Source organism: Marinobacter alexandrii (assembly GCA_039984955.1).
GTDB lineage: Bacteria > Bacteroidota > Bacteroidia > Cytophagales > Cyclobacteriaceae > Ekhidna.
In genome coordinates this window covers 640488-653735 of record JBDWTN010000005.1, presented here as the reverse complement: position 1 = coordinate 653735, position 13248 = coordinate 640488, and the positions used below count along the sequence as shown (strand labels likewise).

The 13248-nt window shown below is 37.3% G+C and carries 10 protein-coding genes; 3 read left to right on the top strand and 7 right to left on the bottom strand.

Annotated features, from left to right (window positions below; genetic code table 11):
• A complete protein-coding gene (locus ABJQ32_03490; GenBank protein MEP5288684.1) occupies nt 1-1527 on the bottom strand; it encodes a bifunctional GNAT family N-acetyltransferase/carbon-nitrogen hydrolase family protein in 1527 nt (508 codons plus the stop codon).
• 93 nt (nt 1528-1620) lie between these two features.
• Here ABJQ32_03490 and ABJQ32_03485 point away from each other — a divergent pair, with 93 nt between their 5' ends.
• Complete coding sequence (locus ABJQ32_03485) at nt 1621-2349, top strand: hypothetical protein (GenBank protein MEP5288683.1); 729 nt, start codon at nt 1621-1623, stop codon at nt 2347-2349.
• A 42-nt stretch (nt 2350-2391) separates the two neighbouring features.
• Entirely contained in the window at nt 2392-3936 is a 1545-nt protein-coding gene (locus ABJQ32_03480) for a hypothetical protein (protein MEP5288682.1), read from the top strand.
• A gap of 34 nt (nt 3937-3970) precedes the next feature.
• On the opposite strand, the gene ABJQ32_03475 is transcribed toward ABJQ32_03480, so the two are convergent.
• From ABJQ32_03475 to ABJQ32_03455, 5 genes are all read right to left on the bottom strand, one after another.
• Entirely contained in the window at nt 3971-5137 is a 1167-nt protein-coding gene (locus ABJQ32_03475) for an aspartyl protease family protein (protein ID MEP5288681.1), read from the bottom strand.
• Nucleotides 5138-5265: 128 nt separating this feature from the next.
• Nucleotides 5266-6201 carry a lipid A deacylase LpxR family protein gene (locus ABJQ32_03470; GenBank protein MEP5288680.1) on the bottom strand — a complete coding sequence of 312 codons (936 nt, stop codon included), beginning with the start codon at nt 6199-6201 and terminating at the stop codon, nt 5266-5268.
• 10 nt (nt 6202-6211) lie between these two features.
• Nucleotides 6212-7090 (bottom strand): cation diffusion facilitator family transporter, encoded by an 879-nt coding sequence (locus ABJQ32_03465; protein MEP5288679.1) that lies wholly within the window; start codon nt 7088-7090, stop codon nt 6212-6214.
• Nucleotides 7091-7099: 9 nt separating this feature from the next.
• Nucleotides 7100-8422 carry a dihydrolipoamide acetyltransferase family protein gene (locus tag ABJQ32_03460; GenBank protein ID MEP5288678.1) on the bottom strand — a complete coding sequence of 441 codons (1323 nt, stop codon included), beginning with the start codon at nt 8420-8422 and terminating at the stop codon, nt 7100-7102.
• 52 nt (nt 8423-8474) lie between these two features.
• Nucleotides 8475-9719 (bottom strand): competence/damage-inducible protein A, encoded by a 1245-nt coding sequence (locus tag ABJQ32_03455; GenBank protein ID MEP5288677.1) that lies wholly within the window; start codon nt 9717-9719, stop codon nt 8475-8477.
• A gap of 245 nt (nt 9720-9964) precedes the next feature.
• Here ABJQ32_03455 and ABJQ32_03450 point away from each other — a divergent pair, with 245 nt between their 5' ends.
• Nucleotides 9965-10552 (top strand): EF-hand domain-containing protein, encoded by a 588-nt coding sequence (locus tag ABJQ32_03450; protein MEP5288676.1) that lies wholly within the window; start codon nt 9965-9967, stop codon nt 10550-10552.
• On the opposite strand, the gene ABJQ32_03445 is transcribed toward ABJQ32_03450, so the two are convergent.
• Nucleotides 10523-13246, bottom strand: coding sequence for a triple tyrosine motif-containing protein (locus ABJQ32_03445; GenBank protein MEP5288675.1), 2724 nt, complete (start codon nt 13244-13246; stop codon nt 10523-10525). The genes ABJQ32_03450 and ABJQ32_03445 overlap by 30 nt on opposite strands.
• Nucleotides 13247-13248: the final 2 nt, after the last annotated feature.

Genomic DNA, 13248 nt, shown 5'->3' with positions numbered 1-13248 from the left:
CTATCTCTTCTTTAACTCATAAACGTCCTTACGACGATCCTTTAGGTTGTTCACACTGCCAAACATATGAAGCTCTCTTAGGTCATCCACATCCACATCAGCGATGAGAATCATTTCGGTGTTTGGCGTAGCTTCTGCTTTGATTCCATTCGTTGGAAATGCAAAATCACATGGCGTAAATACCATGGATTGGGCAAACTGAATATCCATGTTGTGGACATTAGGCAAGTTGCCAACACTTCCTGCAATGGCTACATAACATTCATTTTCAATGGCTCTGGCCTGTGCGCAGTTTCTTACTCTGGAATATCCATTTTGTGTATCCGTAAGAAAGGGGACGAATAAAATGTCCATTTCTTCATCGGCCAATAAACGACTCAGTTCAGGAAACTCTACATCGTAGCATATGAGAACGCCTATTTTTCCACAGTCAGTATCGAATGTCTGTAATGTTTTTCCTCCTTCCATACCCCAGATTTTCGATTCGTCCGGTGTTACATGAAGTTTTTCGTATCGTTCAGTTGACCCGTCTCTGCGGCATAGGTATCCAACATTATAAAGTCTATCATGTTGAATTTCAGGCATGCTGCCTGTTATGATATTGATGTTGTACGAAATTGCCAACCGAGAAAAACGATTGACGATTTCATCAGTATGCTTAGCCAATTCTCTGATAGCATCTGGTTCAGATAAATGATTATCCTCTGCCATCAGTGGAGCGTTGAAAAACTCTGGAAAAAGTGCAAAGTCTGATCGGTAGTCTGAAACAGCATCGATGAAATATTCAGCTTGCTGCATGAGTTCGTCAAGTCCTCGATAAGATCTCATTTGCCATTGTATCAATCCGAGTCTAACGACACGTTTGATAGAGCTTGCTTTGTCGGTTTCTTCTTCAAAGTAGATATTATCCCATTCGAGCAGAACAGCATAATCTTTGGATTCTTTGTCACCTTCAAGATACCCCTTCAGTATTTTGGAAACATGAAAGTCATTGTTGATTTGAAAGTTAAGAACGGGATCTTCTACCTCTTTTTTCTTAACCTTATCTATATATTGTCGTGGGGTTAAATCATCAGCATATTTATGATAATTAGGTATACGACCTCCAAATGCGATGCTTTGCAAATTCATTCGCTCACACAATTCTTTCCGATAATCATAAAGTCTTCTTCCGAGTCTTAAACCGCGAAATTCTGGCTTGATGAAAAGGTCCACTCCGTAGAGAACATCCCCCTGAGGATCATGTGTGTTGAATGTATAATTTCCAGTGATTTGCCTGTAAGTATGGCGTCTTTGAGCCAATGTGTTTTTGGTAATCAAGGAAAGAGCGCATCCCGCCATCTGACCATTAACCTTAATGACTACCTGTCCTTCAGGAAAAAGGTTTATCAACTTGGCTATTTCGTGCTTCTCCCAATAGTTATCTTCAACCTTTTGGTACGATTCAATCATGGCTTTTTTCAATTCCTGATAATCGTTCAGATTCAAGTAGGTCAACTCTACATTGTCAATGTCAATATTCCCCATGATGTAAATGTAAGGAGCTTATATTTTAATTTTCCTAGGCTAAGACTTCTCGATGGCCTGGTTTTTGGATAACTGGTCAGAAATCTAAATTTTATGAAAGCAATCTCACCAACTATCGTTCTTCTATTCTTAAGTTTTTTAACCTTTGGTCAAGATGCATTGAATGAAGGTAATCGAATTCTGGGAGGAGGGATGACATTTAACCATCGAGAGGCAGAAAAGGATTCTCCTTATAACCTGATTAGTAACATCTATAATGATGAGCAAACCAATAAATTTTTCTCCTTTTCGCCGTATTACGGAAGGCTTTATAAGGATGATGTTATGGTTGGTTTACGTTTGAATATAGCCACCAGAAACAATCTGAATATAGATGAGGACGAATTTGATATTCGGAGAAATGAATTTAAGTCCAACTCTATTGGAGTGGGAGGTTTTTTGAGGAGGTACTATCGATCCAATGATAATTTTGGTCTATTCTTAGAGTCAGGAATAGATTTCACTAGATATACTTCCAAAAGTGAGTCGACTAGAACAATATTTGATGATAGTCAAGGTGACCGTCATGAAGTATTTGGAGAGGAATCAAATGAGGTTTCCGTAGATGCGAGAGTAGGCTTATACTATTTCCTATTTTCTAAGTTATCCATTGAAACAAACCTGTTAAGAGTTTCTGTTTCTTATCGGCATCAAAATTTTGAGAGAAGAGACATTAGAAATGATGAGTTTACTAAAGGAGAGGGAAATGTTTCAACTGCCGGTCTTAATTTAGTAAACCAATTTACTTTCGATAAAATATTCACCCTTAACTACTATTTCTGATAAAGCTGATGCAAGTAAGTCTTTAATGGATATATTAGTCGCATGCGTAAATTCCAATTGATTGGATTAATACTGGTGGCAGTTTTTATCGCCACTTTATGGGGGAGTAGTTGGTTAGAGGATAAAATCGAAAGTGAAATTCAGTCTATTTCATTTCTCACATATGACTCGTTAGAGGTACGTGTTTTTAGTAGGTCTTTAGAAATTTTCAATCTAACGGGTAAAAAGGACAAGTATACTGGAGAAATTGATCTATTGAAGCTAAAAGGGTTAGAGTTAATTCCTCTTATTAGAAACAAGCAATTTATTGTCGAGGAGATCCTTATCGAAGGAATGGATCTTAGCTACCAACTCATTCAGTCGGAAAAGAGGGGTTCAGTAGAGACAAAGAAAAATAGTGGGCCTGATATACCTGATTTTCTTGTTAAATCAATAGATGTAAGAGATGGTTTCTTTTCAATACTTGACAATAGAGATAGTCTCCTTTTCTCAACTAAACTAGTGGCTTCAATGGTGGACTTCACCACAAGAGATGTTCGGAAGCCACGAGAGATACCTTATAAGCTAAAGTTTTTAGAAGCAGACAGTGCTCGTTTTTTTACGAAAAATGATCTTTACGAAATTGATATAGCGAGCCTCAAATATGACGAATCATCATTAAGTATAGATAGTATAAGACTGACAAGTAGAGTGGCTAAACTGGAGATAGGAACTAAAGTTGGACATGAGGTAGATTGGTACAATGCTAGCATTGATTCAGTATCACTAGATATAGTTGATACGAAAACATTTTTGAAGCAACCAAGAGTTAGAGAGATGATTATTTATCAACCTGTATTAAATGTTTTTCGTGATAAGAGACTTCCATTTCCTAAGGAGAACAGACCTCTATTGGTGAGAGATGTTCTTTCCAATAGTGAGTTTGCGTTTTCATTTGATACGATTCAAATACAGAACGGGAGTATCACCTATGAAGAGTTTGTAAAGAAAGAAAAAGGCCCAGGTGAAGTTTCATTTGCTGAACTAAGCTCGATGATCACAAACTTTACTTCATACAGTTTTGAAAAAAACATCTCACCGAGATTAATTTCTACATGCAAGCTATATGATAAAACTCCTTTTTACCTGGATGTCTCTTTTCCTGATAATGTGATGTCTACGAATACCTACATCAAGGGAAAACTACTTCCAATAGATTTGACAGTATTTAATAAGATGATCAAGTATGTTTCAGTAGTAGAAATTGAAAGCGGAGGGTCTAGCATGTTAGAATTTGAATTTACGCATACAGATAAGCATTCGACAGGAGAAATGAAGTTTGCTTACGAAGATTTGTCAATTGCTTTTTTAGAAAAACAAGAATCTGACTCTGATGGAGTTCTTAGTGCTATCAAGGGGTTCTTTGTGAACACTTTTATTGTTGACAGTAATAATAATTTTGAATCTGATAAATTCAGAGTTGGGAAAGTTGATTTTCATCGAATTGAAAATAAGTCAATGTTTAATTTTTGGTGGGGATCAATTCTTACGGGCTTCAAATCAAGTACTGGAGTCGATGCATCAGGGAAAAAGATTGATGTGAATTAGCCAACTACTTCAAACTTGTAGGTTGATAGGTGACCTATAGCATTCTTGCAAGGACTATCTCAATCTGATTTACCGATTCACCTTCTTTTTTTGAAAACGTGATTTTTACTTTTTCCCCTTCTTTTGTTAGCATCTTTCTTAGGTTGTCGATATTGCTTGAATCACTTTCATTAATCGAAAGAATACGATCGTCTTGTCTCAAGCCCATTTGGTATGCTAAAGACTCTTCTACAATACTGCTGACCACAATCTCAGTTTCCACTTCTTTTAATTCTATACCACTTACAGGAAAATGAAATGGGTTGTGATAATGTTCATTTGGCTTTAGATAAATCATCATATGCTTGTAATCGATGATAATATCAAATCTTGAGCTTATTAAGTTACCAACTAGTCCTAAGTAATCACCTTCGCTAAAAACACCTGAATCAGCAGTGGATATCTCTACGACCATTGAGCCGAGATTGAAGGTGTCTATCTCGATAGACTTTATAGTAGCGAGCATATGATCCGCATTCGTATTTAACCCCCACCCACTAGTTGTAACAGTTTTACCAATTTTTTCAATCAATCCATTTTTCTCTGCAAAGGGTTTTCCTACCCTCATGGTTAGCCCTGCTCCTGTATCAAAAAGAACATTGCCTTCAAATTTTTCATTATTCTCTAAAGTCATCGATACATTAAACTGAGGTATTTTAGTATCGTTGTAAAATTGAAATGCAATGGGTTTGTGTTCCATAATATCGGTCTCTTGAACTCTTTCAAAGAATGCTAATTCTTGATTTATATAATCAATTTTCACAATGTATTTCTGAAGTAAATCATACCCGATGATCCCATCATACGACTGATCGATGTGTAAAAGATCAGACAGAATAAAATGAATATTATTTAACGATATTTCTTTAGATAGAAATAAGCTTTGATTTAAAACATAACCTAGTGAACGACGACCACTCACGCCGGTTACAGTAACCTGGCCATCTGGTTTGAGGCCTATTTTTTCAGCAAGTTTCGCATCAAATACGGTACACTCAGCACCCGTATCAAATACAAAACTTCTATCTACACCAGTAGCATCCTTAAATTTTAGAATGATATGACTGTTGTGCATTTCAAATGGCATAGTTGCTATTTGAGCACAAAGCTTCGTTCCAAACAAAATAAGGAACAGTAATGACAGAAAATGATACTTTTTCAACTCTATAACTGGTTACCGATTCTAGGGAAGTAGCTGGTGAGCATTCCCTTTTGACTAGACTAGTATCTGTAAGTAAAAGTAATAAGCGTAGAGCAAAGAATCAATTTGAATTTATTGATAGTCGAACATTAAAATCGCTGATTCATTCGAATGCCCACGTACTTATGAAATCTAGCTTCGGTAGTTTCCTTGGTACGTCTGTAGTAAAGCAAGGCAAAATCAAATTTTGTCCAGCTAGCCATGACTCCTGCACGCATCTGAAAAATCCATGGTTCACGTGTTTCTGTGTAGATAGACTCTTCGCCTATTAAGTTCCCTTCTATGGTGGCATTGTATGCTGCATATTCAAGTCCGGGACTGATAAAGAAATAAAACTCATGTTGTCCAGGACCATCATTTTCAATGCCCAGTACCCCATTGTATTGCGTAGAATAATCGATGGTTCTGATGTTTCCCAATCGCATCATGAACTCTTGCCTGGCATGCGTAAATGTTGTGCCAAATGCCAGATTGGATTCTGATATTAAGTCGATTGATTTACTGGTTGCGAGCGTACTTGCATAAGTTCCATAGGCATTGATGATAGGTGCGTTGTTAATTTCATATCGCCATCCTAATGGCAATTGCATACCGAAAGTTTTATGCCAGTTGAATTGTAGATCTCCTGTTCTGAGTGCTGGTCCCATCCAGCCAAGTTCAAGTTTTAGTTTTAAATAGGATTGTTTAGAATAATAATACTCATTCGAAGCAGCCAAGGCTAATTGACCAGCATATGGCCTGTCCATATCTTCAACATTCTCCCAAAACAAATGTCTGGGGCTATAAATTCGATGATTCAAATCGTATGAGCGGATGACTTTCGTTGTGCCCGATTTCCATTTAGTAGAATCAGTCAACACCCGATATCTTATGGCTAGTCCTTGGCTATAGTATTGATCTCTGCTGAGGTTAAGTGTGTAGGCGTCATTTTCATTTTCTACTTGAAGTTCTCGAATCAAGTATTTTTTTTGAGAAAAGCTTTCTAGCGAAAAGCCCAACAAAGCGATAAGAATTAGTTTACGCATTGCTGTAAAATTAGCAAGGTTCACACTTTTCTTCTGGAGTTTCGAACTCAATAGTCGTGTGGTTGATACCTAAGCTGATCAGGCGACTCTTTGATTCTACTTTGATTTGCCTTAATTCCGCTAAGGAAAGTTTGCTAGATACGATCAAATGGATGGAAAGAATATGATATTCACCGTCCATTGACCAAATATGACAATCGTGAACATCAATTACATTTGGTACACCCAGGATAGTCTTATGAATTTCATCGATTTTAATGTCAATTGGAGTTCCTTGTAAAATGATTCTGAAACTTTCTTTTAGGTTTTTAAAGACATTGAATAAGATATATAGTGCTATTAAAATGGATAAAACGGGATCAATGATTGGAACATCCCAGAAATGCATAACTATAGAACCTATCAGAACAGCTATCCAGCCGAGTATGTCCTCTAGCAAATGTGTATAAACTGCTTTTTCATTTATTGTTTTTCCATGACTCAGTTTGAAAGCAGCAGCTCCATTTACAATCACTCCACCAATTGCAAGAAGGATCATCCCTGAAGTATCCGGATGAATGGGGTTAAGTAATCTTGGAATCGCTTCGACTACAATAAAAATAGATCCAGTTATGAGTACAATGGAGTTAATCAGGGCACCAAGAACAGAAAAGCGTTTGTAGCCATAAGAAAAATCACGATTGCTGCCTTTTTGGGATATTCGTGCGAAGTACCATGATACACCTAATGAAAGACTATCTCCTAAGTCATGAAGGGCATCAGAAAGGATGGCGACACTATTGGTCAATAGTCCACCAATAATCTCGATTATAGCAAAACCAAGATTGAGGAAGAAGGCAACTTTAATGTTGCCTTCCGAATGACTATGATGGTGGTGCGAGTGCGCCACAACGAGTTTTTATATACTTCTATTCAGGTCGTATTCTTCTAGGTAATCGGCTACCTTCCTTACAAACATACCTCCTAGAGCTCCATCTACTACACGATGGTCATAGCTATGAGAAAGGAACATCTTACTCCTGATCCCAATCATATCTCCTTCTGGAGTTTCTACAACGGAAGGCTTCTTCTGAATGGCTCCCAGCGCCATGATAGCTACCTGTGGTTGCATGATGATAGGAGTGCCCATTACATTGCCGAATGATCCTACGTTTGAAACGGTGTACGTTCCACCTTGTAATTCATCAGGCTTCAGTTTGTTTTCTCTTGCTCTTTTGGCTAAATCATTGACTTTCTTCGTAATTCCAACAAGGCTTAATTGATCTGCATTGTGAATGACAGGCACAATTAAGTTTCCACTAGGAAGGGCGGTTGCCATCCCAATATTGATTGCTTTTTTCTTAACAATGTTGGTCCCATCAACTTGAACATTAATCATCGGAAAGTCTTTGATTGCTCTGACGATTGCTTCAATGAGAATGGGAGTAAACGTTAGTTTTTCACCTTCTCTGCTTAAGAATTCATTCTTAACCTTGTTTCTCCAGCCAACCACTTTGGTCACATCAGCTTCTACGAAAGAAGTAACATGAGGAGAGATATGCTTGGACGCTACCATCCTCTCTGAAATCATCTTACGCATGCGATCCATCTCAATGATTTCATCGCCACCATCTACCGCCACAGGCATAGGTTGATGTGAAGCTGAAGGCATAGCAGAAGCTGCGGAGGTAGTTGCTTTTGCCGGTATTCCTCCTGGTTTTCGTGTTTTTACATAGTTGAGAATATCATTCTTAGTTACTCTGCCTTCTTTGCCAGAGCCACCGATAGATTCCAATTCGCCAACAGAAATACCTTCTTCCTTCGCAATGCTTCTTACTAGAGGTGAGAAAAACTTTCCAGAATCAGATGTTCTGGGTACAGATATTCCATTGCTTGCTGAGGCTGTTGATATAGCAGTTTCTAAAATTTCTTCTGCTTTTTCTACAGGATTTGACTCTTTTTGACTTTCGGCAGGAGTAGGGGTGGATCCTCCGGCTTCACCGTCTGTTTCAATGATCGCAATTGGTTTTCCAACCTCAATTACATCACCTTCACCAGCCAAGACCTCTTTTAATACTCCTGCATGTGTAGCTGGTATTTCTGTATCAACCTTGTCTGTAGCGACTTCAAGGATCGATTCATCTTCTTCAATGGTATCTCCCACATTTTTCAACCATGCAAGCACAGTTCCTTCCATCACACTTTCGCCCATCTTAGGCATGACCATTTCTACAGTTGCCATATTATATTTTGTTTATAGGTTGTTTATTTCGTTCTCAAAGATAATAATTTTGTTAATCCTTATCTAGGTTTATTCTAATCATGTTAAGTGCGGCAATGGCACTGTATTGAATATTGATCCCTCGATCCTTAGTTAACTGTAGCTTCTTTGCTACAGTTCTCTTCTCGTCAGAATACCCTATCCAAACTGTTCCAACAGGTTTTTCTTTTGTCCCTCCTCCAGGACCAGCCACACCACTTATCGATATACCTACATTGGTTCTGAATTCTTTCCTTACATTTTCTGCCAAAGCTAAAACAACAGGTTCACTGACGGCCCCATGATTTTGAATGATTTCTTTCCCAACGTGTAATTGCTCGTTTTTTAGTTGATTGGAATACGGAACAAACGCACCATTGAACCACTCTGAACTCCCGGGTACAGAGGTTATTTTATGAGACAAAAAGCCGCCGGTACAGCTTTCAGCAACTGCTAGACTATATTTTTTTTCTTTCAACATTCTACCGATAGCTTCTTCAATTTCTTCATTATCAAAACCGTAAACATATTTATCAATTAAAGGAAGGACTTTATCTATCTCATGTTGAACTTCCTTTTTTACTTTTTCTCCATCACCAGATGTGGTTAACCGAAGCTTAACACTGCCCATTGTTGGGAGATAGGCGAGTTTGATATGGTTTGGCAATGATTGTTCCCACTTCTCAATTTGTTCTGCCAACTTGGATTCAGGGATTCCAATGGTTCTTATCATCCGGTGGTAAATACCATCTTTGATAAAAGCAGAACGAAGTTTTGGCAGTATGGTATCCTGCATCATTCGCTTCATCTCATAGGGTACACCAGGCATTGAAACGATTACTTTTTGGTTTCGTTCAAACCACATCCCGGGAGCAGTTCCGATTAGGTTTGGTACTGCTACACAATTAGCAGGGAGATCCGCTTGTTGCTCATTCAGATCTGACATCTCCCTTCCAGCTTTTGAAAAAAGCGTCTGGATATTTTTTAGTACTTCCTCATTTCTAATAAGATGCGTATTGAAGTATTCAACCAGACATGGTTTGGTTAAGTCATCATTAGTAGGGCCCAAACCACCTGTGATCAGTATAATATCTGCTGATTTTTCAGCTTCGCTAAGGTGAAGCAAAATTTCATCTTTTGAATCTCCAATGGTAACTTTCTTGATCACACGAATGCCAAGACTATCAAGTTCTCCACTCATCCAATGTGAGTTTGTGTCTAGTGTCTGACCGTATAAAATTTCGTCACCTATTGAAATGAGTATCGCTTTTGCAGGCATTTATATTTTGAATAATTAAAATAAGAGTCTTAGAGAATTTGATGATCCAAAAATACCAACAAGCATATGAAGTCAAAGTTCAATTTTTATCAATGGTTTGATTTTAAGTTATACTGCTCAAATCGATTGAGTTATAAATGATGAAATAGAGTGATTAATACGACTGTAGAACGACATGGAAGGAGGTGATTGGGTAAGAAACAACAGCCGAAACTCCAAAAAAAGATGTTAAAAGAACAGGATTTATTAATTTCGCCGAAACTCAGCTTCGTATGCTTACCGAACTACAAACCAATAAGTTAGAACGTTTTTTTTATATTCTTGATTTCGATCGTAACGGAATTATCGAGAAAGAGGATTTTATAGGTATTGCAGAAAACCTGTGTATTCTCTGGGGAATAAAGGAAGAGAATGAGAAATACAAAAAGATTGTTTCAGGATTTGAAGATAGCTGGAATCGCTTCAATTTCTTTGTGAATAATAATGATGGACGTGCTAATTGGGATCATTGGATTCACTTCGCAGAAGAAATGATCATCAATGGGGATGAAAATCTCTTTAACGAATATGTAGAAAACTATGTAGGCGAGTTGTTTGACAATTTCGATATGGACAAAGATGGATACATTAATTTGGATGAATTTATTGATCTTTTTGTCGCTTACAGAATAGAAGTTCGTTTTGCAGCTAAGGCATTTAGGAAATTAGACCTTAATCATGATGATTTGATAAGTCGAGGAGAACTTATCAAAGCGGTTAAAGAATTCTTTAGGAGTGAAGATCCGGATGCTCCAGGGAATTGGCTATTTGGACGAGGAGTTTTGCCGAACTAATGGGATATTATCCTTATTAATCTTAACCTTCACTTTTCCTTTTGTCATCAGTTCTCTTAGAAGCCTTTCCAGAGGGAAAATGAGAAACGCGATTGAAGCGTCCAACAGAAAGTCTACGACAGGAGTACTCTTGAAACTAAAAAGCGACCCAATTGCACTTTGCAAAAACTCAATTATGAGAACTAAAGTAAGGAGAGTTAACCCGCTTCTCAGCAATCTATTCTTAGAACTATCCTGATTCAATCGGGTAGATAAGAACACGAGTCCTCCAAAGAATGTAATTTGAATTGCATAGAACCATGGTGTTTGCCAATAGGGAGGCTTAACTGAAAAGGACAACATTTCACCTTCCTCTACCCGTCCGAATGTATCTCGGGAGCGTACAAGAAGCTTGTAATTCCCTTCAGGTAAGAAAGTAAAGTCAATGGACTTGCTTCGAGTCCATTCAGACCATTCATTGTGAAGGCCATTAAGTTTGTATTGAAACTCTGGATTCAATAATCCTAAGAAATCTGGTTTTGAAAGTTCCACACTCAAAAAATTCTCATCATAGCTGAGAACAAACTTTTTAGATTGATCTATTTCTCCATTTTCGTTAGATACCTTCTTTAGAAAGAAGTTAAAACTCTCCATACCACCTTTTTTGAAAGGGTCATATTTAAGGATATCGTTTTCTTGCGTAATGAGCCATAGTTGCCCAGAGCTTTTGTCAGCTGAGATTGCTCTTAAGTCAGGAAATAGTCCCAAATATTCAAGAGTCTCTACCTGACCATTTTCCTTCAGATGATTCCATACTTTTCCATTAAATACCCATACTCCTCGCTCGATAGGATCGAATATGTGATGTATAGGAATACCCAGCCTATTTTTAAGTTCATGATTTTCAAGAACGGTATTCGAAGAGGAATCAAAAAAGAAATAGCCTTGGGAGTTGATAAAATAAAGCGTATCCTTCCGATTTAGAATATTTACTTCATCCAGGAAAATATTGTTTAAAGCCAGCTCCTCATCAATAGAAAAAGTAGAATCTGTTGACGTTGTTTTATAAATGGCTGAGGATCCAGCCATCCACATATTTCCACTATCGTCCTCTTTCATGCTTACGATGATATCATTCATGGATTCACTCATCTGCTCAACCCACACATCCTCGATCAACGTGTAAACTTTTACTTCAAGGTCTGAAGTGCTAATCACTAATTGCTCTTTGTTATTAACAAGAAAGGACCGTATGCTTTCCGGTATAATGATTTGTGCGTCAGACTTAGAGACCTCATAAATGCCAGAAGTACTTACTGCCAATAGCTTTCCTTTGTAGGGGAGTAGTGAAATAAACTTTCCGTTCGCACCATCTACTTTTTTAAAGGCATAGTTTATGTCAACAGGTATTTTTCTGACTTTCCTAACGTATTTGGTGTTTTTATCAGGCTTGCCTTTTACTTTTTCTACACTGTTATCCCCATCAAATATGTCAGCGATGGATTTAAACAATCCTTTTTTCTTGTCTGAATCTTCATCGCTTTTTGCTCTCTTTTTCTTGCCAAAAAGTCGTTTTAAAAAAGGCTTTTCACTTTCTTCTTTTGTTTCAACAGTTTTTTGCTTCTGGGAGATAGGTTTTCTTTTTTTTCTTTTTACCTCGTAATACACTTTGTTTTCAAAGATTGTATCCTGATCAAAAAAGTAAAGCCCAAGGCTGGTAGTTACCCACAGATCTTTCTGATAGCTCGATACACTAGTGAGATTACCATTAAGTCCATGAAAGTGTGAATAGCTATATGCCGGAAATAAAGGAGCAATATGCGTTATACCAAACTGATGAGCTGCCCAGATACCATTCGAGTTGTCAGTATGTATAGTATAGATTTCATTATCAGGAAGTCCAGCTTGATAATCTGTGATTTCCAGGTATTCTTTGTCATTTATGTTGAATAGGACAAGTCCACTTTCAAAAGTTGAACACACAAAAAGTGAATCATTCAACCATTTAATCTCTTTCACCTCAAAACCTAGCTCATCGATTTTCTTACTTTGAGTTAATTCTTTGAATTCAACATCTTGATATTGATAGATCTTATTATTGAAGCCCAATACTAAATCAGGGTTTCCTTTTCTTTGATCTGCAAAGGAGACTTTTTGCTGAGGACTAATTTTGGTTAAAGAATCATTTATCAAAAAAGTCTGATTATCAGATGCGTTCACAAATATTTCCGTATCTAATTCATAGATATTGATGAAGTTTCCATTATGATGTTTGATTTTCTTAGAATATATGTCGTACACTATCAAATTTTCACTTCCTAAGAAATAGACTTTGTTATTGAAATGATGCGTTTCTAAGAATAGATCATTGAGTGTATCAGTTTCAAGAATAGGTTTGTATTGAATGGCTTTGTTATGAAAGTCGATCATGCCAATAGATCCTATGCAGCCCACATATACTACATCACTAGAGTCAACGGCGATAGAAAGTGCTGCTGATGGAGTTTTGTAATAATCCCACGCCTCTCCGTCATACTTTAATACACCGGATCTATTGGCGATACATAGTCTGCCATAGTTGTCATTGGTGATTTCAAAGTTTGAATTATCTATATTAGAATGTCGAGGAAAGTGATGAGTTAATAGAAAGTCTCCTTGTTGAGCTTTAAGAGTGATGAATGGAAGAAAGAAGAAAACCAGCAAAATTTTTCTCATCT

What these genes read in the sequence shown, in the direction of transcription:
- ABJQ32_03490 (MEP5288684.1), bottom strand. Translation starts at nt 1,527, where the DNA reads ATGGGGAATATTGACATTGACAATGTAGAGTTGACCTACTTGAATCTG.
- ABJQ32_03485 (MEP5288683.1), top strand. Translation starts at nt 1,621, where the DNA reads ATGAAAGCAATCTCACCAACTATCGTTCTTCTATTCTTAAGTTTTTTA.
- ABJQ32_03480 (MEP5288682.1), top strand. Translation starts at nt 2,392, where the DNA reads ATGCGTAAATTCCAATTGATTGGATTAATACTGGTGGCAGTTTTTATC.
- ABJQ32_03470 (MEP5288680.1), bottom strand. Translation starts at nt 6,201, where the DNA reads ATGCGTAAACTAATTCTTATCGCTTTGTTGGGCTTTTCGCTAGAAAGC.
- ABJQ32_03460 (MEP5288678.1), bottom strand. Translation starts at nt 8,422, where the DNA reads ATGGCAACTGTAGAAATGGTCATGCCTAAGATGGGCGAAAGTGTGATG.
- ABJQ32_03455 (MEP5288677.1), bottom strand. Translation starts at nt 9,719, where the DNA reads ATGCCTGCAAAAGCGATACTCATTTCAATAGGTGACGAAATTTTATAC.
- ABJQ32_03445 (MEP5288675.1), bottom strand. Translation starts at nt 13,246, where the DNA reads ATGAGAAAAATTTTGCTGGTTTTCTTCTTTCTTCCATTCATCACTCTT.